The 19,732-nt window shown below is 54.0% G+C and carries 15 protein-coding genes; 10 read left to right on the top strand and 5 right to left on the bottom strand.

The window, feature by feature from the left end; translation table 11 throughout:
* Positions 1-888 precede the first annotated feature (888 nt).
* Positions 889-1,851 carry an acetylxylan esterase gene (locus tag B212_RS0118150; RefSeq protein WP_019912397.1) on the top strand — a complete coding sequence of 321 codons (963 nt, stop codon included), beginning with the start codon at positions 889-891 and terminating at the stop codon, positions 1,849-1,851.
* A 350-nt stretch (positions 1,852-2,201) separates the two neighbouring features.
* On the opposite strand, the gene B212_RS0118145 is transcribed toward B212_RS0118150, so the two are convergent.
* Positions 2,202-3,080 carry a hypothetical protein gene (locus tag B212_RS0118145; protein ID WP_019912395.1) on the bottom strand — a complete coding sequence of 293 codons (879 nt, stop codon included), beginning with the start codon at positions 3,078-3,080 and terminating at the stop codon, positions 2,202-2,204.
* Between the two features lie 132 nt (positions 3,081-3,212).
* On the opposite strand from B212_RS0118145, the gene B212_RS0118140 reads away from it, so the two are divergent.
* Both B212_RS0118140 and B212_RS0118135 read left to right on the top strand, forming a co-directional pair.
* A complete protein-coding gene (locus tag B212_RS0118140) occupies positions 3,213-4,154 on the top strand; it encodes a zinc-binding dehydrogenase (protein ID WP_019912393.1) in 942 nt (313 codons plus the stop codon).
* Between the two features lie 271 nt (positions 4,155-4,425).
* A complete protein-coding gene (locus B212_RS0118135) occupies positions 4,426-6,225 on the top strand; it encodes a peptidoglycan D,D-transpeptidase FtsI family protein (protein WP_019912392.1) in 1,800 nt (599 codons plus the stop codon).
* Here the strand turns inward: B212_RS0118135 and B212_RS0118130 are convergent.
* Positions 6,186-7,379, bottom strand: coding sequence for an AI-2E family transporter (locus B212_RS0118130; RefSeq protein WP_019912391.1), 1,194 nt, complete (start codon positions 7,377-7,379; stop codon positions 6,186-6,188). The genes B212_RS0118135 and B212_RS0118130 overlap by 40 nt on opposite strands.
* Before the next feature lie 218 nt (positions 7,380-7,597).
* On the opposite strand from B212_RS0118130, the gene B212_RS0118125 reads away from it, so the two are divergent.
* Positions 7,598-8,977 carry a polysaccharide deacetylase family protein gene (locus B212_RS0118125; protein WP_019912390.1) on the top strand — a complete coding sequence of 460 codons (1,380 nt, stop codon included), beginning with the start codon at positions 7,598-7,600 and terminating at the stop codon, positions 8,975-8,977.
* Between the two features lie 177 nt (positions 8,978-9,154).
* Here the strand turns inward: B212_RS0118125 and ilvD are convergent, their stop codons facing one another.
* Both ilvD and B212_RS0118115 read right to left on the bottom strand, forming a co-directional pair.
* Complete coding sequence (ilvD, locus tag B212_RS0118120) at positions 9,155-10,840, bottom strand: dihydroxy-acid dehydratase (RefSeq protein ID WP_019912389.1); 1,686 nt, start codon at positions 10,838-10,840, stop codon at positions 9,155-9,157.
* Positions 10,841-11,142: 302 nt separating this feature from the next.
* Positions 11,143-12,183, bottom strand: a complete 1,041-nt coding sequence (locus B212_RS0118115) for an acyltransferase family protein (RefSeq protein ID WP_019912388.1) — start codon at positions 12,181-12,183, stop codon at positions 11,143-11,145.
* A gap of 207 nt (positions 12,184-12,390) precedes the next feature.
* On the opposite strand from B212_RS0118115, the gene B212_RS0118110 reads away from it, so the two are divergent.
* The 3 genes from B212_RS0118110 to B212_RS0118100 are packed head-to-tail and all read left to right on the top strand — an operon-like array spanning position 12,391 to position 14,703.
* Positions 12,391-13,131 (top strand): alpha/beta hydrolase, encoded by a 741-nt coding sequence (locus tag B212_RS0118110; protein WP_019912387.1) that lies wholly within the window; start codon positions 12,391-12,393, stop codon positions 13,129-13,131.
* A gap of 33 nt (positions 13,132-13,164) precedes the next feature.
* Positions 13,165-13,935, top strand: coding sequence for an HAD family hydrolase (locus tag B212_RS0118105; RefSeq protein ID WP_019912386.1), 771 nt, complete (start codon positions 13,165-13,167; stop codon positions 13,933-13,935).
* 30 nt (positions 13,936-13,965) lie between these two features.
* Positions 13,966-14,703 (top strand): NAD-dependent protein deacylase, encoded by a 738-nt coding sequence (locus tag B212_RS0118100; RefSeq protein ID WP_019912385.1) that lies wholly within the window; start codon positions 13,966-13,968, stop codon positions 14,701-14,703.
* Positions 14,704-14,815: 112 nt separating this feature from the next.
* Here the strand turns inward: B212_RS0118100 and B212_RS0118095 are convergent, their stop codons facing one another.
* Positions 14,816-15,673: an AraC family transcriptional regulator gene (locus B212_RS0118095; protein WP_019912384.1), complete on the bottom strand. Its 858-nt coding sequence runs from the start codon at positions 15,671-15,673 to the stop codon at positions 14,816-14,818.
* A gap of 236 nt (positions 15,674-15,909) precedes the next feature.
* Between B212_RS0118095 and B212_RS0118090 the strand changes: the two genes are divergently transcribed.
* From B212_RS0118090 to B212_RS0118080, 3 genes are all read left to right on the top strand, one after another.
* Complete coding sequence (locus B212_RS0118090) at positions 15,910-17,088, top strand: galactokinase (RefSeq protein ID WP_019912383.1); 1,179 nt, start codon at positions 15,910-15,912, stop codon at positions 17,086-17,088.
* 1 nt (position 17,089) lies between these two features.
* Positions 17,090-18,076 carry a UDP-glucose 4-epimerase GalE gene (gene galE / locus B212_RS0118085; RefSeq protein WP_019912382.1) on the top strand — a complete coding sequence of 329 codons (987 nt, stop codon included), beginning with the start codon at positions 17,090-17,092 and terminating at the stop codon, positions 18,074-18,076.
* A gap of 66 nt (positions 18,077-18,142) precedes the next feature.
* Positions 18,143-19,723 carry a UDP-glucose--hexose-1-phosphate uridylyltransferase gene (locus B212_RS0118080; RefSeq protein ID WP_019912381.1) on the top strand — a complete coding sequence of 527 codons (1,581 nt, stop codon included), beginning with the start codon at positions 18,143-18,145 and terminating at the stop codon, positions 19,721-19,723.
* Positions 19,724-19,732 lie beyond the last annotated feature (9 nt).

Genomic DNA, 19,732 nt, shown 5'->3' with positions numbered 1-19,732 from the left:
GATATCGTCCTTTCTTGCGATTTCTAGTGTACAAAGTGCAGCAGAAATCCAAATTTCCTTTTTTGCAGGTCATTCTGCTGTACAAAGTGCAACAGAGATCCCGTTTACCTTCTTTACAGGCGATTCTGCTGTATAGACTGCAATCGAATCGAACGAGACACTGGCCTTGAGTGCTCGGTTTGCAGCAGTTGATCTTGTCTGTAAGTGTTTATGCAGCGAGTGGCGGCCATCTTTACGGCCTGCCACGTTGCTGCACTAGTCGAAAACCCATGTGAAATGGGTTTTTCGTTCTGTTTTGTTTTTGAAGTGATGCTGCACCGCACCGCGTACCAGCTCATTGTATTTGCTGCAGTTAAAAGGCTCAGCAAACCCTGTTTTTTTACGATAAATGTATTCTGTACAGTTAAAAATGGCGGAAAGACTTCTTTTACTCAATTGCGCTCGATCTAAATGTACAGAGTGCAATTAAATCAGTTATAGCGCCTAAATAGGTAATTTTAGTTGTATGAAATACAGCTAGAGCTACAGCTCAAGCTCAAGCTACACAGCTACAGCTTGAGCGCCGAACTTAAATGAAGCAGTCTATGTAGTCGTTTCCAGGTTAAATCCAAATTATTGGATTTAACTTGTTCTTGCAAACCCTGTGGTGAGTGTAACGAACGTAGGGGAATGTTGAGTGGAGAAGCGTAGCGTTCGCTTGTAAGCTTTCCGAAGGAAAGCTCGCTTCGGAAGCAGATGCTGTTCCCGGATTTCTACCGCCCAGCGGTATTAATCAGGAAATCCGGGAACAACAGCGATCGGAACCAACATTCCCCGCAGTGACCCACACTCACCTCACCACCCTACTTTGCCCATCACATTTCAATCCAACCCTAAGGAGGATTTACTATGACAAGCGAAAGATCACTCCCCCAGCTACAAGCCTACGAAGGCAGCAGCCCAAAACCTGCGGATTTTGATTCATTCTGGGACCGCGCCCTGCGCGACCTGGATGCCCAGCCGCTGGACTATGAACTGGTGCCGGCGGAATTCACCAGTGAGCTGGCCGAGTGTTTTCATCTCTATTTCACCGGAGTAGGCGGGGCCAGAATTCATTGCAAATATGCAAGACCTAAGAAGGCGGCGCAGGAAAAAGGCCGGGGTATTGTAATCTTCCACGGCTATTCCTGCGACAGCGGCGATTGGATGGAGAAGGTTGCATATGCCGCGCACGGAATCAGTGTGCTGGCAATGGACTGCCGGGGGCAGGGGGGATTATCCGAGGATAATCTGACGGTGCAGGGCACAACCATCCGCGGCCACATCATCCGCGGGCTTGATGACCCGAATCCGGACAACCTGTACTACCGCAACGTATTTCTGGATACCGCCCAGACGGCGCGCATTCTGATGAGCATGCCGGAAGTGGACCCGGCACGGGTGGGTGCCTATGGTTGTTCCCAAGGGGGAGCCTTGACTGTCGCCTGCGCCGCGCTAGAGCCGCGCATCTCTATGGCAGTCCCGGTCTATCCGTTCCTCTCCGACTACAAACGGGCCTGGGAGCTGGATATCACGACTTCGGCTTATGAGGAGATCAATTATTACTTCCGCTTCTTTGATCCGCACCATGAACGGGAGGAAGAGATTTTTAACCGGCTGGGTTATATTGATATTCAGAATTTGGCGAGCCGAATTCAGGCCAAGGTGTTATGGGTGACCGGACTTGCAGATACGATCTGCCCGCCTTCAACGCAATTTGCCGCATACAACAAAATCACAGCACCGAAAGACCTGATGGTCTATTACGAATACGGTCATGAGTATCTTCCATATCTTGCGGATCGAACACTGCAGACGTTCATGAACTTGTAACGGATAGCGGTGCAAGAATATAGTGGATTTGGCGTTGATTTTTTTGAATAACAAGCAGCAGGCAATAAAGGTTATATTTACCCGGCTGCATCCCTCCAAGTCGCTAGGGATGCGGCTTTTTCTCGTGTTTTCATTGCGACGCTGGCGATAACTCTGTCCCTTGGATATACCTCGTATTCTGTCGCCAGACAAACGATTGAGGCCAACGCTTTATCGGCCAATCCGCAGACGGTCAAGCAAACCGCAGATAAGCTGGATGTAATCCTGCTGGTGTGAACGGATCAATGAGGAGCTGGCTCGCTGGCTCACAACGGTCAAAGGTGTACAAGCAGTCTACCTCATCCCGGTGGTTAGACGAATTCACAATTAATAGGACATCCCAGGTTCTCGAAAACTGTACGCGCGGCAGCATCGACCGGCAGGAAAACCGCAATTTGCGGATATGCACGGCTACCTGCGGAAATCGAAACCTGTCTGTAGCGAATGGGAGCAAGCTCGCCGGAGCTTTCCATCCTGGCTAGTATGGTTTGCGTCTGATCTAACCTTTCCACTGCATCCTGCATATTCATATATTCGTCCACGTTATATTTCTGAAATCTCTGAAACAATTTTTGATACCACGCATCATATCGGGAGAGCATGTGCTCCCTCTTGAGCGCGTGTATCCCGTTTATGGCGTGTGCCTCCCACTGCTCGAATGAAGCTTTGTCGAAAGTGGAGCGGGGCCGGATAGGCAAATCGGAATTAAAATGAAAATCGACCCTGTTCATTAAGCCATCGTAAGAACGGTCGAGCGGGATATCGAACAAACGGCGAAACGGCTCGTTAACCCCCTTGATGTCCTGTGTGTGAGTTATGATCATGGCGGGAAAGGGAAGGCCTCTCATCGTTTGATGCGCCCACTCCAATGCATGCTCCAGTGCCCGTCCCTCTAATTCAGTCTGGAAAGGAAGGTAACCTGCTGCCAAAAGCAGATCGTTACGCTCGTCAAAGGTACATTCAAGATATTCAGCAATATTGATGATCGTCTGACGATCCGGTATGCGGCGGGAACGCCCAACCAGCAGATTTTTATACGAAGGAAAGGCCTCGTCGTTCAGCTCCTGTTGGGTAAATCGTTTCAAGGATGGGTGAGGCTGATCGGCAAGGACGTGCTGGCGTTTCATCCGCAACGCTTCAATCTCTCCCAATACGATTTTAAGTCTGGAATTCTCTGTATGGATGTCCATCTTCTTTTCCCTTCTCTTACGAAGTGTAGTTCTGCACTTGGGCCGATCATTAATGTAAAGTATACTCCTCAATGAAATCGAAAGTCATCTAATGACACACAACCAATAACCAATTCATGGAGGAGATACAATATGATTCGTGCCATTGTAGTTGATCCGCTTGCTCCGTCACATTTGGCGTTGAAGGAGGTTGATGCACCACAGGCCCAGCCCTGGGAAGCGCTTGTGCAAGTGAAGGCCGTCTCTCTCAATCGCGGTGAAGTGATAGACGCCAAGGATCAGGAAGTATCAAGCAGACCCGGCTGGGATTTTGCCGGAATTGTGATCGAGCCGGCCAAGAGCGGCGCAGGTCCCCAAAAAGGGGCCAGGGTTGTCGGTTTGCTCCCGATGGGGGCGTGGAGCGAGCAGGTTGCCGCCCCCGTATCTATGCTGACGGAGATCCCGGACAAGCTTACTTTAACGGAGGCGGCGACCTTACCCGTAGCCGGCCTGACGGCGCTTAATGCCCTCCGTAAAGGTGGCATGCTGCTCGGCAAGCGCATTTTTATTACAGGCTCTACCGGTGGTGTTGGGCTGTTCACCCATCAGCTTGCAGCCCAGTCCGGCGCATTCGTCGTAGGTACGGCCAGCACGGAAGAGAAGGCCTTGCTTGTACGAGAGGCTGGAGCCGACGAAGTGGTCATTGGATATTCGGCAATTTCATCTGCCTGCAAATTCGGGCCGTACGATCTGATCATTGATTCGGTAGGCGGCGATACACTGGCGGCGCTGCTGCCGCAGCTTGCGCCACAAGGCATTTGCGTTGCGGTAGGTTTCTCCTCTTCACATACCGCGACGATCAATATGATGAATCTGGTGACCAGCGGAGGAAGAACCTTGTACAGCTTCTTTCTTGGAGAGGAGCTCACTCGTCAATCAGCCGCGAACGATCTGAGCTTGCTGGCCCGGCTGATTGCAGACGGACGGTTAACGCCCCGGATAGAAGTGGAGGCGCCCTGGACCGAAATTGACACTGTTGCCCGCAAGCTGATGGAACGGAAATTTTCCGGAAAAGCCGTACTTCACTTAGATTGATTGCAAAGCTGGAGCATGCTTCATTGAAGCTCAAGGAAAGGCTGTCCAAATTCAGCGTATAAGCAGTGCATGATGAAATGCAGTCTGGCTAATCTTTAGATGTTATCTGCGCAGCCGCTTCTTCCATTTGGAAGGAGCGGTTTTTTCAGAGTATGAATAAAAACTGGCAGCGGTTTGACGGTTTCCAGGGTTATTCTGAAGTGGTTCTGTGGGTATAATAAAGGTCATGAACCCTGTCAGCGTAAGGCTACTGACTTCAGGAGGAATGGTCTTGCATAAGCTTAACCGTAAACGTATATTTTGGGGTTCACTTCTTTTGACTGCGCTGGTTGCAGTACTGATTCTTAGGTTGGCATGGGTGCAATTGCTGCTGAAGGACAGGAAGGTTGCGGGAACAGAGTACCCCCTTTCCAAGATGGCGGAAATTCAAAGGGAGCGGGAAACGGTGCTGGACAGCGGGCGGGGCCGCCTGTATGACAGGAACGGACTGCCGCTTGCCGGCGAAACGGTGTGGACGGCGGCTTTTTTTCCGCAGGAGGAGGCTGCGGCAGAGGCGGCAGTCAGCGCTGCGGACAAGGAGAAGCTGCAGCGGCTTGCCACCGTGCTCGACGTGACGTACGAGCAGCTTCAAGCCAGGCGCAGCGGGCTTAAGCAGCCGCTGCTGTGGCCGTCCGGCCGCGGCAAAAATCCGCAGGAGCTGACCCCGGCAGAGGCAGACGAAGTAGAGCGGCTTGGCATTGACGGTGTGCGGGTGCTGCCCTTTGCCCGCAGATACGGGGGGGAAGCGACAGGCCGCCAGTGGCTGGGGTATCTGTCCGAGGCCTCGGCAGGAGAAATTAAGGAATCGCCAACCGGCCTGAGAGTCCCGCTGACAGGGACTGACGGGCTGGAGAAAACGCTGGAGCCACTGCTTCAGGGGGTTGGCCACACCGAAGCCTATGCGCAGGTGGACGCGCGGGGCAACCGTCTTTCGGGTAGTCCGATCCGGGTAAGAGCACCGGGGAATCCCTATTACCCGCTGTCTTTATATACAACAATTGATAAGAGTCTCCAAGAGGGGATTGAGAAGCTGGCCGCCAAGGCGGGAGTCAAAGAGGGGGCGGTTGTGGTTCTGGATGCGGCAAACGGAGATATTGAAGCTATGGTATCTTTGCCGTTCTATGATCCCGGACATATCTCGCCTAAGGGAGGAGAATGGAACAACCGGGCGCTCCAAGCGGCGGTTCCCGGCTCGATCTTCAAGCTTGTTACCGCCGCCGCTGCATTGGAGGCCGGCATCACTTCGCCTGAAGAAAAATTCTATTGCTCCGGGCATTACGGCAAATACGGCTTGTCCTGCCCGGCAGGTAAAGCTCACGGCTCCCTTACGATGGCTGAGGGGTTCGCCGTGTCCTGCAATACTGTATTTGCTTCGCTGGCTGAGCGGCTGAGCGGGGCGCAGCTTCAGAGCGCAGCGCTGGCGCTTGGCCTGGGAAGAGACATTAGCTGGCAAGCGGAGAACACGCTTGGCTTGCCGCTGCTCCGTCCGCTGGCCGGGGAGCAGCCGGGAACCATCTTTACCACCCTGCTGCCGGATGACGGCGGGGCCAGGGTGCAGACGGCGATCGGCCAGCGTGACGTCAGAATCACGCCGCTCCAGGCGGCGAATCTGCTGGTTACGCTGCTGCATGGCGGAGAGGTCCGGGCGCCGCGTATTTTGCAGCGGGTAGCTTTTGCCAACGGCCAGACGCTGCAGGACCTGCCCGGACATCTGGCGCCGGCTTCCCAGGGCAGAATATCGCCGGCCACCGCCCGGACGCTGCTGTCTCTGATGCGCAAGGTTGTGACCGAGGGAACCGGCAAAAGCCTGCTGGGCACGAAGTGGCCCCTAGCAGGCAAGTCGGGCACAGCCCAGACGCTGGTCAAAGGTGTGCCGCGCAATAACCAATGGTTCATCGGCTACGGGCCGGTGGATCATCCCAAATATGCAGTTTCCGCTCTGGTGGAGAACGTGGCTCCGGGGAGTCCGCATGCTGCTGTCAAGCTGTTCGGTCAAGTATTTGAACTGCTGTCTGAATCTTCGGGCGCTTGAGAATCTGGAAAGTCACCCGAAGCCGGGTCACCGGCAGCCGAAGACGAGCTTGCTGCGAACGGTGAGACAATGAACTCCTCCTGGGGCAGAAAGATCCATTGCTGGAGATAACCCTGCTGGATCAGCTCCTTAACCAGGATGAGCAGAATCGGTGAAAGAATCAGTCCCGCTACCCCGAACAGGGAGCTGGACAGAATGACGAACGAGAGCATCAGGAAGGCGGAAGATACCCCGATGGAGTTGCCCATGATCTTCGGCTCCAGCAATTGCCGTGTAATCAGCACCACCACAAGCAGAATAATCATTCCAATGGCAAGCGGGGTATTGCCGATAATGAACAGGTATACAATCCAGGGAATCAGCACCGCCGACACGCCGAGCAGCGGGAGCACATCGACCACGGCACAGACAAGTGCCATTGTAATTTCATTTCCGGTCTGAAGAATGAACAGGCCGGCCAGCACAATTGCAAAAGTAATGCTGATCAGTATCAGTTGTGCTTTTATATAGGAACCGATTGCCTTAAAGACATTCCCCTGTAAAAAAGCGTACGCGGTCTTGAACGTCTTGGGCATTTTATCATGCGCGATTTTTTTCCAGTCCTTGATTTCCATGCTGAGGAAAAACGCCAGAATGATCGCAATGCCGAAATTAGCCATAAAAGAAGAGAAGGAGCCGAGAATTCCGATCATATACTTAAAGAAAGCGATCATCCATTTAGAGAGAACATTGGTTGCGTCTGTGAAATAGCCGTTAAGTTTATCCGTAAGATTAGGCGGCAGCGCTTCGATCCGGTGTTGAAGGTAGCTTGTAGCCTCGGCAAATTGCTGCTGGACCACATATGTATATTTAGGAAGGTCGTCTTGAAATTGAAGCGCCTGCATAGTGATTAGAAGTCCGGCTCCGAATAAGGCACCCAGCAAAATAATCAGAAACAGTATCACGGAAATGGCGGAGGCGAACGATTTGGCCATCCCCCGGCGGTTCAGAAAACGGGCCAGCGGCTCGATCAGGAGGAATACGAAAAAAGATAAAAACACCGGCGCTGCTAATCGGTACAGTGTGCTGAAACCAAGCATCACAAGATACACGGTAAGAACCACCAGTCCAACATCAAAGATGGTGCGCCAATATTTTTTGTACAGCGGCAGCATAGATATAAACGACTCCTTTTTTGTATATGATGTTTTTTATGAATTAGCTTAAATTCATTGTACACGATTTTAATAAAAAAGCGTCTATTTCTTTCATAGCTGTGTTAAAATAGGGGGTAGCGTTTTTTTGTGGGATTCTGCTCACCTGGAAACCTGAGGTATTTCATTCAACTTGGCAAGGAAAGCCAAAGTCAACTCTGAAAAAGCGGGGAATTTACATGCAGACTTTGCTGCTCTGGTTATTTTACATCTCAACCTTTTATGCGTTTATCCCCGGTATGATCAGCCGGATATTTGGATATCGTGTCTTTCGCAAAGGGACTGGACGCACTGATTTTGCGCTAACCTTTGACGATGGGCCCGACCCCCACTATACACCGCTTCTGCTGGACCTGCTTAAGCGTTATGGGGCAAAGGCAACCTTCTTTGTTGTTGGCTCGCATGCTGAACAGAATCCGGAGGTTATCAAGCGGATGCATGATGAGGGGCATTTGATCGGGATTCATAATTACGTGCACAAAACGAATTGGCTGATGCGTCCGGCTACCGTCAAACAACAGATTCAGCGTACCGATGATATCATTTACAGTATTACCGGCGAGCGCAGCACGTATTACCGTCCGCCGTGGGGAATTGTCAATTTGTTCGACTTTTCCAAACGCCGTCAGGTGCAGATTGTTCTTTGGTCAGCCATGTTCGGGGATTGGAAGGAGAAGCTGGGCGCAGACCGGCTCACTGAAAAGCTGCTCAGCAAGCTGAATCCGGGTGAAGTGATGCTGCTGCATGATTGCGGCACTACACTGGGAGCAGACCCGAACGCGCCGGAGCATATGCTGATTGCCCTGGAACAGATGCTGGAGGAGGCACAGAGACGAGGACTGCGCAGTATCCGGGTTGATGAGATGATCAAGAATATGCAGAATTCTCCGATCTATCGTCTTTCCTTTGGTAAGCGGCTGGTGGTTCGTTTATGGCTGGTCTGGGAGCAAATCTTCCAGATGATGTTCCAGGTTAAGGCTATTTCGCCGTCAGACCCGTTCCTGCACTACCGTCTGCGCAAATATCAAGGCGAACCGGTGCAGTTGGAGGACGGTGAGCTGCTCAAGAAAGGCGACAAGGTTATTGAGCTGCATATCGACAACAGGCAGTTGTTCGAGCTGGGTGTCCGGTCCCGTTCTTCAGCCCAGCTTGCGATCCGTCTGATTCGTCACATGGAGAAGGATATGCCGATGCTTGCGGAGCGGATTGCCGGGGATGTGGATTTGGCTGAGGCCAAAGCGCTGTACGGTGTCAGTATGATCAACCGGGGGCCGGAGAAATTCGGGTTCATGGTTCTTGATTTGCCGAAGGGCTGGTTCGCCCGCTCCACTAAGTTCTACTTAAGCATTCTGCTGAGCGTTATCCATCCGGCGGGGAGTGCAAGGCTCAAGGAGCGCAGCGACGTGCTGGTCCCCAAAATGATGCTGATGTCGATCTCTCATTTGCTTGACCAGATGAATCAGCAGCGTCCGCAGAAACCTGTGAAGCCGCGGGAACGGCTAAGGGAAGAGGATCTGTCCCTGGAAGCCGAACTGCCTGGGGCGACTGCGGTGCATTAATATTCAATGGTAAATGTAATAGCAATTATAGGATAAGCTTCCGTGGCCTTTGGCTATGGGGGCTTTTTTTATGTTCGGGAAGGGCTGGAGCAAGGCTTGCCAGTCAAAAAAAAGCGTCCCATAACCACCTAGCTAAAGTGGTTGTGGGACGCCCGTTTATGAGTATGTCCGATCCTGCTAGATCTTCAGCACGCCGCCCTTGCTGGCATTGGTAACCAGCTTGGAGTAGCGGGCCAGATAGCCGGTTTTGACCTTAGGCTCGAAGCCTTTCCAGCCGCTGCGGCGGACCGCCAGCACTTCCTCGTCCACCAGCAGCTCGATCTTGCGGTTATTAAGATCCAGCTCGATGAGATCGCCGTCTTCGACAAAAGCGATAGGTCCGCCTTCCGCCGCCTCAGGAGAGATATGGCCGATGCTGATGCCGCGCGATGCGCCGGAGAAGCGGCCATCGGTGATCAGGCCGACCTTGGCGCCAAGACCCATGCCAACGATCTGCGAAGTAGGGGCCAGCATTTCCGGCATGCCCGGTCCGCCCTTCGGACCTTCATAGCGGATCACGACAACATGTCCTTCTTTGACCTTGCCGTTAGCGATGCCTGCGAGCGCTTCTTCCTGGGAATCGAAGCAGATCGCCGGGCCTTTATGATAGCCGCCAACGGAGGCATCTACGGCGCCGACTTTGATGATGGAGCCTTCAGGAGCCAGATTGCCGTACAGGACGGACAAGCCCCCCACTTCGGAATATGGCTTATCCAGCGGATGGATAACGCTCGTATCCAGGATCTCGTGGCCGGTTACGTTCTCGGCCAGTGTTTTGCCGGTAACGGTCATGCAATCACCGAAGATTGCTCCCGGTTTCTTAAGCAGCTCGTTCAGCACGGCGCTTACGCCGCCTGCCCGGTCAACGTCTTCGATAAAGATATCCGAAGCCGGAGCCAGCTTAGACAGGTAAGGTACCCGGTTCGCCACTTCGTTGATGCGTTCCAGCGGATAATCAATCTCCGCTTCCTGAGCGAGTGCCAGGGTGTGAAGCACAGTATTGGTAGAGCCGCCCATGGCCATATCAAGTGCGAAGGCATTGTCGAGCGATTCCTTGGTTACGATATCACGCGGCTTCAAGTCCAGCTTGATCAGCTCCATGAGCTGGGTCGCCGATTTGCGGACGAACGCTCTGCGTTCTTCGGCTACCGCGAGAATGGTGCCGTTGCCCGGCAGAGCGAGGCCCAGCGCTTCGGCCAGACAGTTCATGGAGTTCGCGGTGAACATCCCGGAACAGGAGCCGCAGGTTGGACAGCCGTATTGTTCAAGCTCAAGCAGCTCTTCATCGTTGATTTTGCCGACCTGATGAGCACCGACGCCTTCGAATACGGAAGTGAGGGAGAGCTTTTTGCCTTTGCTGTCCACACCGGCCTTCATTGGTCCGCCGCTGACAAAAATCGTCGGGATGTTAACGCGCAGGGCGCCCATCATCATGCCCGGGGTAATTTTATCACAGTTGGGAATGCAGACCATGCCGTCGAACCAGTGCGCGGAAACGACAGTTTCCAGGGCATCGGCGATGATCTCGCGGCTGGGCAGGGAATAGCGCATCCCGATGTGACCCATGGCAATCCCATCATCCACACCGATGGTGTTAAATTCAAAAGGAACGCCGCCGGCTTCGCGGATTGCGTCCTTGACGATTTTACCGAATTCCTGCAGATGCACGTGGCCTGGGACAATGTCGATATAGGAGTTGCAGACCGCGATGAACGGCTTGCCGAAATCCTCCTCTTTTACGCCGGCTGCACGCAGAAGACTGCGGTGCGGAGCGCGGTCAAAGCCTTTTTTGATCATGTCTGAGCGCATTTTCTTGTCTGCCATGATGACTTTCCCCTCCTAAATGATGTGTGAACCGATATAGTGTCGCATTAACGCATTGCAATCCCAAAAGCTGCGCAACTGCGGTTTATAGAAAGAACGGGGTCCAGCTTCTTGCAGAAACAGAAGGAGGGCGAAGCCGTTTCTATAAAATTTAAGCGGATTTAATACGAACGTTATAAGAGAGTCTATCACAAAAGGCCTCTTTTTTCTACCGGACAATGTGAAGTTTGTCGTTAACCGCTTTCCTTGCCATAAGGAAAAAAAGCCCATCCCTAAAGGGACAGGCCGCATTTGGAGCAATATTACAGGGAACGGCGCAGAGCGGCGCGCTGCAGGGTGATCATCCAATCCACGGAAGGCTCGACCAGCCGATGAAGCAGCTTCTTGACGGAGGGGTGGGCGAGCAGCACTGTGAAGGCAACTGCGGACAGCAGCACAAGCGCAGCCCCGGCGGGATTGCCGAGATAAGCGTAGATTCCCGAAGCGGCGGCCAGCCGGACAACAAAGCCGTGCAGCAGGAAGACATACAGCGTACGGCGCCCATAATCAGTCATCCGGCTCAGCCGGTAAGGCACCCAGCCCAGAAAAGCGAGCGAAGCGGCAAGCTGCAGGCCGTACATCGCCAGACGGTACACACCCGCATACCACTCAGCGGCTCCGAGCTGCGTATAGGTCATGCTTCCATACAGCCAGCCCGGGGGAAGGTTCGAACCCAGTGCGCCGAGAAGAACCAGCAGCAGGACCGAAGCAGCGGCGGCAGCGATTTTGACATATTTGTTGTAGAACCGGATCAAGGCATCGAAGGAGAAATGATAGCCTATTACAAAAAACGGCAAATAAACAAAGGTGCGGCTGATGCTGAACCAGAACCCGTCAAGCTGAAGATAGCCTACTGCAACGCCAGCCGAGACAGCGAAGATGATTTGGGCGGATTTGCTCCATCTGCTCATGCCGAGCATCAAGAGACGCCAGCAGGCATGACTGGCCAGGAACCAGAGCAGCAGATAAGGTGCGAAGAAGGAGTGATGTATGTTAGTGACATGGAAGAGGGAAACGTCAAGCAGCGAATACAGGCTTTGAAAAATAAGGTATTGAAGTCCGATTTGCATCAGCACCCTGCGGCCTGCGGTCCCGGAGAGGCTTGATCTGGCGAAATAGCCGGTCACGAGCACGAACAGCGGCATATGAAAACTGAAGATCCACAGGTACAGGCTATGCATTCCGCTCATACGGCCAATCAGAGGTTCAATGGCGTTGCCGGCAAAAACGGTGACAATAAGCATGAAGCGCAGATTCAGAAAAAACGTGTCTCCGCGCGCTGCAACGGGGCTTTCTGCTGCCATGACCTAACCTCCAATATCGTTAGCCAATAGTTGTGCCAAGTGAATTATTTTAATTTTAAAATACAAGATTTTCGGTAAATCAATTGTGAACTAAATCACATTAGTAAGCGCTATCAAGGCGGATAATTGTGGCGATGTGTTGAAGGTTGTTTGATTTCATTGATTCCTCTATAATTTTCTGTAGGCAGTACCGGGGAGTGAACATAATTGAAGAAAAAAATAACGATACGCCGCGTTCTCTTAGGAATTGCAGTCATCATCATTGCGGCCGGGCTGTTGCTTTGGAGATACTTAATCCCTTATGCTCCCGAGGAAAAAGCGGAGACCGCACTGCTCTCTTCGGGCGGGGTCAGCGTGGAACAAAATGATAACTGGATTTCATTTGAGCCTTCCGCCATCCTTGGCGCGGCTGTCATCTTTTATCCGGGAGCCTTGGTAAAGGCAGAGGCATACGCACCGCTCGCCAAAAAAATCGCCGCAGCCGGCCATCCGTTCTACATTGCCAAAATGCCGCTGAATCTTGCGGTAATCAAAAGCGATGCGGCGGATGACATTATCCGTGTGCATCCCAACCTGACCTTTGTTCTGGGCGGCCATTCGCTTGGCGGCGTGATGGCTTCGCGTTACGCGGCGGACCATGCCGGCCAACTGGAGGGTGTTTTTTTCCTGGCCTCTTACCCGGATGAGAAAGGCAGTCTGAAGGACACCACATTGTCCGTCTTGTCAGTGCTGGGTACAGAGGATAAAGTCGTGGACCAGGCAAGATACAATGAAGGCCGTTCCTACCTGCCGGGCAATACGGTGTATTATTCGGTCAAGGGCGGCAATCATGCCCAGTTCGGGAGCTACGGCGAGCAGAAGGGGGACGGGAAAGCGGCGATAACCGAGGAAGAGCAGCAGATCCGCACGGCGCGGGCCATGCTGGATTGGCTGGGAAATCTTCGTTAGTCCAGCACCCCGTTCAAGGAGAGGAGCCGGAGAATGGCTGATCTGCATGTAAATGATTTGTCCGTGCCCTGCAAGGGCATCTTGTTCGACAAGGATGGCACCCTGCTTGATTTGCTGGCTACTTGGGGAGCCTGGGCGGAAATTATGCTTGAGGGGCTGGAGAATCAACTGGAGATGATGGGCGCTGCGGGAAGTTCCCGTACAGATATCGCCAAGGTGCTTGGTACGGTCCATGATGCATCCGGCAAAGTAATTGGCTACGATGCAGCCGGACCGCTCTCCATGGCAACCGCCGAGGAGACGAACGGGATTCTTGCCTGGCAGCTATACGCAGCCGGAGTACCCTGGAACGAAGCGATGACCCGTGTAACCGCCATCGACAAGGACGCTATGAATGAGCTGCGCCGCCGCCGTTCCGCGGTGCCTATGCCGGATCTGCTGCCTTTTCTGCAGCAGTGTGCGGCAGCTTCTATGAAGCTGGGCGTTGTTACCTCTGATGGGGCCAAGACTACAGGCGAGCAACTGGAATGGCTCGGTGTCGCCGGATATTTTCATACAATAGTTACGAGAGACAGGGTTGCACACGGCAAACCCGCTCCCGAAATGGCTGAGACCGCTTGCCGGGAGCTGGGGCTGAGACCCGGGGAGACGGTGATTATCGGCGACAGCAACGCCGACATGCAGCTTGGCAAAAATGCGGGTCTGCGGCTCTCCGTCGGAATCTCCAGATCGGGGAGTCCCGGTCACTTGCTGGATGCGGATACGATTGTTTCCGGCTATCATCAGCTCCGCCTTACTTACTGAATTTTATATGGAAAGGATGCGCATGATATCATGGATCAATTGCAGACACTGGTTTCCTGGATTAAGGATAGCGGCAACATTGTCTTTTTTGGAGGCGCCGGAACATCTACGGAAAGCGGGATTCCGGATTTCCGCTCCGCGGCAGGCCTGTACCAGACCCAGCATAATTCCCCTTATCCGCCTGAGGTGATGCTGAGCCGCAGCTTTTTTATGTCCTGCCCGGACATTTTTTTTGATTTTTACCGCAGTAAAATGATTCACCCGGAAGCGAAGCCAAACGGAGCCCACCTTCTACTGGCTGAACTGGAGCGCCAGGGCAAGCTAAAGGCGGTCATCACGCAAAATATTGACGGCCTGCATCAGCTTGCCGGCAGCAGGCAGGTGCTTGAGCTGCACGGCTCCATCCACCGCAACCATTGTATGGATTGCTCGCGTTATTACGGCCTGGAGCAAGTGCTTGCCTCCACCGACCGTGTTCCGCGCTGCCCTGAATGCGGCGGGATCATGAAGCCCGATGTGGTGCTCTACGAAGAGGAGCTGGACCATGATGTGCTGGTAGCATCGGTAACGGCGATTGCCGGCGCAGATCTGCTTATTATTGGCGGCACTTCGCTCACCGTTCAGCCGGCGGCCAGCCTGATTACCTACTTCCGCGGCCGGCACACTGTCCTGCTGAACGGCGATCCCACCCCATATGATCATCAGGCGGATCTGATTCTTACCGATCGTATCGGAGCAGTCATGAGCAGAATTCAGGAGCAACTATGAAGCATCGGTTATCCGCAGGATGGCCGAAGATGACCTCAAATTCCACAGTTAGTGGAGGTTGAGGTTATTTTCATAGCCGGGCGTCCAAGCTCTCCTCCTGGACCAGCCGCCGCTACTTCTCTCCGTGTCTTGCCGTCGTAATGCGGTAGGAAGTGGGCGACTGGGCGCAGAAGCGCTTGAACTGGCGCGAGAAGTAGAGGGCATCCGTCAGTCCGACAGAGGCGGCAACCTGCTCGACGGACAGCTCCGGGCGTTCGCGGAGAAGCTGACGCGATTTCTCAATGCGCAGCTTCAGCAGGTAGGTGACGGGCGACAGGCCGGTCTCCTGCTTGAAGATCCGCGACAGATAAGCGCGGTTGTAGCCAAGGCTGGCGCACATTTGTTCAATGGAGACGGGATGGGCATACTGCGCCGCCATGTAGTGGATCATTTGCTTCACGGTACGCTTGACCTGCGATTCTGCGCCGGGCAGTCTCGAGGAGGAGAGGAGCAGTTCTGCCGCTTCGCCGACGAGCAGATAGAGATAGCCCAGCGAGGTTAGATGGGCGCTTTCTTTGTTCGCGTAGAAGGCGCGCATCATCCCGGCCAGCGCGCCGGGGAAGACACTGCCTTCGGCGGTGGACAGCACCGGCTTCTGCGGAGTGAAGCCGGCCTGCAGCACGAGACCGTCCGCGTCCGTGCCGGTAAAGGCAGCCCAGCGGTAGCGCCAGGGCTGCTCCCGGTCCGAGACGTAGCTGACGAGCTGGCCGGGATGAATGAGGAAGCAGTCTCCCGGTCCAAGCTCGTACTTGTGCTGCTCGGTCCGAAAGGTTCCGCAGCCGGATTCGATGAAGTGCAGCAGGTAGTAATCGTAGATTTTGGGACCGGCCTGATGCAGCGGGAGGGTCTGGCTCTCACCGGCAAAAAGCACATGCAGATGCTGGCTATCGTAAACTACGGGATTTGATCCTACAGAATAAGTATGTTCCATACTGGGACCGCCTTTCTTTGGAGAGCGCTGCCACTCCTCTAAGGGTGGATCAATGCAGCGGACAGAGTTCTCCCTGATTATATCGCCTCCCTTTTGAAAAGTCACATTTGTCCATACATTACACACATGATTGCATTATCAGGGCAAGTCTGATTTTATTATAATGTAAGCATAACCACAGCAATACGATTTGCCAAAGTTGAAGCGACAAGCAGCGAAAGGATGGAGTGGCAATAATGAGCATACAGGATCTGAAGGTCAAATTTATCGAGAAATACGGAGAAAGCACAGAGGAGGCGCGGGTATTCTATGCTCCAGGACGGGTAAATCTCATCGGAGAGCATTTGGACTACAACGGCGGGTACGTGTTTCCGGCAGCGCTGGACTTCGGAACCACACTGATCGTGCGTCCGCGCAGCGACGGCAAGGTTCAGTTTGCATCGACGAATTTTCCATATGAAGCCTCTATTGACTACAGTGAAATCGGCAAAGCCAAAACCGGGGAATGGGTAGACTATCCGGTCGGCGTAATGGTGGAGCTGGCGAAGAAGGAACTTCCGGTATCCGCCGGTTATGACCTCCTGTTCCACGGCGAGATTCCGAACGGCTCGGGCCTGTCCTCTTCGGCTTCCATTGAAGTCGTAACCGGGTTCGCCTTCCTGACGCTGCTTGGCGGAGATACGGATACGGTGGAAATCGCCTTGCTGTCCCAGCGTGCGGAGAACCAATATGTCGGCGTGAACTCCGGGATTATGGACCAGTTCGCGGTAGCCAACGGCAAGCGCGACCAAGCAATCCTGCTGATGTGCGATACCCTGGAGTACAGCCTGATTCCGTTTGTGACCGGCTCCTATAAGCTGGTGATCGGCAACACGAACAAGAAGAGAGGCCTGGTGGATTCCAAGTACAACGAGCGCCGCAGCCAATGCGAAGAGGCTCTGGCTATTTTGAAGCGGGAGGTTCCGACCTTGTCTTACCTGGCGGAGCTGAAGCCTGAACAGTTCGAAGCGCATAAGGACAAAATCACAGACGAGACCGTTAGACGCCGTGCCCGCCACGTAGTGGAAGAGAACCAGCGCGTACTCGACTCTGTTGAAGTGCTCAAGAAGAACGACCTGAAGCAATTCGGGCAATATATGAACGACTCCCATGTGTCGCTGCGCGATCTCTATGAAGTGAGCTGCCTGGAGCTGGATGTGATGGTGGAGGAAGCGCAGAAGATTCCCGGCACACTCGGCTCACGCATGACCGGCGCGGGCTTCGGCGGCTGCACGGTATCGCTGGTGCATGAGGATGATGTAGAGCGGTTTATCCGTGAAGTAGGAGAGGCCTACACAGCCAAGACTGGCCTGGCCGGCGAGTTCTATGTATGCGGAATCGGCAATGGCGTAGAAGAACTGAAAGGGGAGAAGTAAGATGGCGATTCTGGTAACGGGTGGAGCAGGGTACATCGGTTCCCACACAGTGGCGGAGCTGCTGGAGCGGGGCGAAGAGGTTGTAGTCATCGACAATCTGCTGACAGGACACCGCGAGGCGCTGCTGGGCGGCAAGCTGTATGAAGGCGATCTGCGTGACAAGGTAACGCTGGCTAAGCTCTTCTCCGAAAATAAGATCGACGCGGTCATCCACTTTGCTGCAAGCTCCCTGGTTGGCGAGAGCATGAAGGACCCGGTTAAGTACTATGACAACAACGTGTACGGTACACAGTGTCTTCTGGAAGCGATGCAGCAGGCCGGTGTGGACAAAATTGTCTTCTCCTCCACAGCCGCAACCTACGGCGAACCGGAGAAGGTGCCGATTGAAGAAACCGACCGCACGGAGCCGGCCAATGTGTACGGTGAAACCAAGCTGACGATGGAGCGCATGATGGCCTGGTTCGACAAGGTGCTGGGCATCAAATATGTGGCATTGCGCTACTTCAATGCCGCAGGTGCACATAGCAGCGGCAAGATCGGCGAGGACCACCGTCCGGAGAGCCATCTGATTCCGCTGGTGCTCCAGACTGCGCTGAAGCAGCGCGAGAGCATTGCAGTGTTCGGTGACGATTACCCGACAGAAGACGGAACCTGTGTGCGCGACTATATCCACGTAAGCGATCTGGCCGATGCCCATGTCCGGGCAGTTAACTACCTGCGGGACGGCAATGCCAGCAACGTGTTCAACCTCGGCAACGGGCTGGGCTTTTCCGTCAAGCAGGTCATTGAAACCGCCAAGAAGGTGACCGGCCTTGACATTCCGGTGGTTATTCAAGAGCGCCGCGCGGGAGATCCGGCTGTGCTGGTGGCTTCCTCGGCCAAAGCCCGCTCGGTGCTCGGCTGGAATCCGCAGCATGCCGAAGTGGAAGGCATTATCCAGAGCGCCTGGAACTGGCATTCGGCTAACCCGCAAGGCTACGGGGAGTAAGCAGTTCCCCGGCTGACGGATACGCTGCATTAGGATTTACGCTACAGCACATGAAGGAGAATTGAAATGACTAACGACAAGAGTGCGGCCCCTGCCGCACAGAAGGCGCTGCATGCCATTGAACAGTTGGTGCTGTTCGCACAGCACCAGGGGCTGATACAACCGGCGGATATCGACTACAGCCGCAATGAGCTGCTGGACCAGTTCGGCTTCAGCGAGCCGTATGCAGAGCAATTTGCAGAAGCGGCGCTTGCGAGTCCGCAGGCTCCGCTGGATGTTCTGATCGACTACGGCTTTGAAATCGGACTGATCTCGGAGAATACGGATACGTACCGCGATCTGCTGGACGCCAAAATCATGGGTCTCCTGATGGCCCGTCCTTCCGAGGTCAATGCCGAATTCTACAGTCTTAAGACTGAGAAGGGCATTCAGGCAGCGACAGACCGCTTTTACAAGCTGAGTATAGATTCCAATTACATTCGTATGGACCGTATTTCCAAAAATGTGTTCTGGCTGCAGGAATCTCCATACGGGGACATTGAGATGACGATCAATTTGTCCAAGCCGGAGAAAAATCCGAAGGAAATTGCAATGGCCCGCCTGCTTCCGCCGCCGGTGTATCCGAAATGCCTGCTCTGCCGCGAGAATGTCGGGTATGCCGGCAGATTGAATCACCCGCCGCGCCAGAACCTGCGCATTATTCCGCTGGAGCTGAATAACGAGAAGTGGTTCTTCCAATACTCGCCTTACGTGTATTATAACGAGCACTGCATCGTGTTCCATCATGATCATGTGCCCATGAAGCTGACCAAGGATACGCTGAAGCGCCTGCTTGCCTTCGTGGAAGCCTTCCCGCATTACTTCATCGGCTCCAATGCCGATCTGCCGATTGTCGGCGGTTCGATTCTGACGCATGATCATTTCCAGGGCGGACGCCATACGTTCCCGATCCAGAAAGCGCCGAAGGAAGCTACCTTCACTCACGATTCCTATCCGGGCGTGAGCCTCAGCATCGTGAAGTGGCCGATGTCGGTACTCCGTCTGCATGGCGGAGATCCGGCGGTGCTCCTGGAATGCGGCAACACGATCTACGAAGCCTGGAAAGCCTACAGCGATCCGGAAGCCGAAGTCTATGCCTTTAGCGATGTGGATGGAGAGAAGACGCCTCATAATACGGTTACCCCGATCGTCCGCCGGGCCGAAGACGGCGGCTTCGAAATGGATCTGGTGCTGCGCAACAACCGGACCAGCGGGGAATATCCCGAAGGGATTTTCCACCCGCACCGGGAGATGCATCATATCAAGAAGGAGAACATCGGCCTGATCGAAGTGATGGGACTGGCGATTCTGCCGGGACGGCTGAAGGAAGAGCTGGATGCCATTTCCGGTATTCTGGCCGGTGATACAGCTCTGCTGGAAGCTGTACAAGCTCAGGAGGACCATGCCCTGGCTCAGCACGCTTCTTGGATTCAGGAGCTGGCAGCACGTTTTGGCACCGCCATGAACCGTGAAGAAGCGGTTAAGACGGTGCAGAATGAGGTCGGCATCAAGTTCACCCATATTTTGGAGCATGCCGGCGTTTATAAGCGGACACCGGAAGGCCAAGCGGCTTTCCGCCGCTTTGCGCACAGTCTAGGCTTCCAATAAGCCACCTTC

The sequence above is a fragment of the Paenibacillus sp. HW567 genome (genome assembly GCF_000374185.1).
In the GTDB taxonomy this organism is placed as follows: Bacteria; Bacillota; Bacilli; order Paenibacillales; family Paenibacillaceae; genus Paenibacillus_AQ.
The sequence above is the reverse complement of the archived record's forward strand: the minus strand, read 5'-3'. Positions and strand labels throughout refer to the sequence as shown.

Bases quoted from the DNA above. Each gene is read 5' to 3' on its own strand.
- B212_RS0118150 (WP_019912397.1), top strand. From the start codon at position 889: ATGACAAGCGAAAGATCACTCCCCCAGCTACAAGCCTACGAAGGCAGC.
- B212_RS0118145 (WP_019912395.1), bottom strand. From the start codon at position 3,080: ATGGACATCCATACAGAGAATTCCAGACTTAAAATCGTATTGGGAGAG.
- B212_RS0118140 (WP_019912393.1), top strand. From the start codon at position 3,213: ATGATTCGTGCCATTGTAGTTGATCCGCTTGCTCCGTCACATTTGGCG.
- B212_RS0118130 (WP_019912391.1), bottom strand. From the start codon at position 7,379: ATGCTGCCGCTGTACAAAAAATATTGGCGCACCATCTTTGATGTTGGA.
- B212_RS0118125 (WP_019912390.1), top strand. From the start codon at position 7,598: ATGCAGACTTTGCTGCTCTGGTTATTTTACATCTCAACCTTTTATGCG.
- ilvD (WP_019912389.1), bottom strand. From the start codon at position 10,840: ATGGCAGACAAGAAAATGCGCTCAGACATGATCAAAAAAGGCTTTGAC.
- B212_RS0118115 (WP_019912388.1), bottom strand. From the start codon at position 12,183: ATGGCAGCAGAAAGCCCCGTTGCAGCGCGCGGAGACACGTTTTTTCTG.
- B212_RS0118105 (WP_019912386.1), top strand. From the start codon at position 13,165: ATGGCTGATCTGCATGTAAATGATTTGTCCGTGCCCTGCAAGGGCATC.
- B212_RS0118100 (WP_019912385.1), top strand. From the start codon at position 13,966: ATGGATCAATTGCAGACACTGGTTTCCTGGATTAAGGATAGCGGCAAC.
- B212_RS0118095 (WP_019912384.1), bottom strand. From the start codon at position 15,673: ATGGAACATACTTATTCTGTAGGATCAAATCCCGTAGTTTACGATAGC.
- B212_RS0118090 (WP_019912383.1), top strand. From the start codon at position 15,910: ATGAGCATACAGGATCTGAAGGTCAAATTTATCGAGAAATACGGAGAA.
- galE (WP_019912382.1), top strand. From the start codon at position 17,090: ATGGCGATTCTGGTAACGGGTGGAGCAGGGTACATCGGTTCCCACACA.
- B212_RS0118080 (WP_019912381.1), top strand. From the start codon at position 18,143: ATGACTAACGACAAGAGTGCGGCCCCTGCCGCACAGAAGGCGCTGCAT.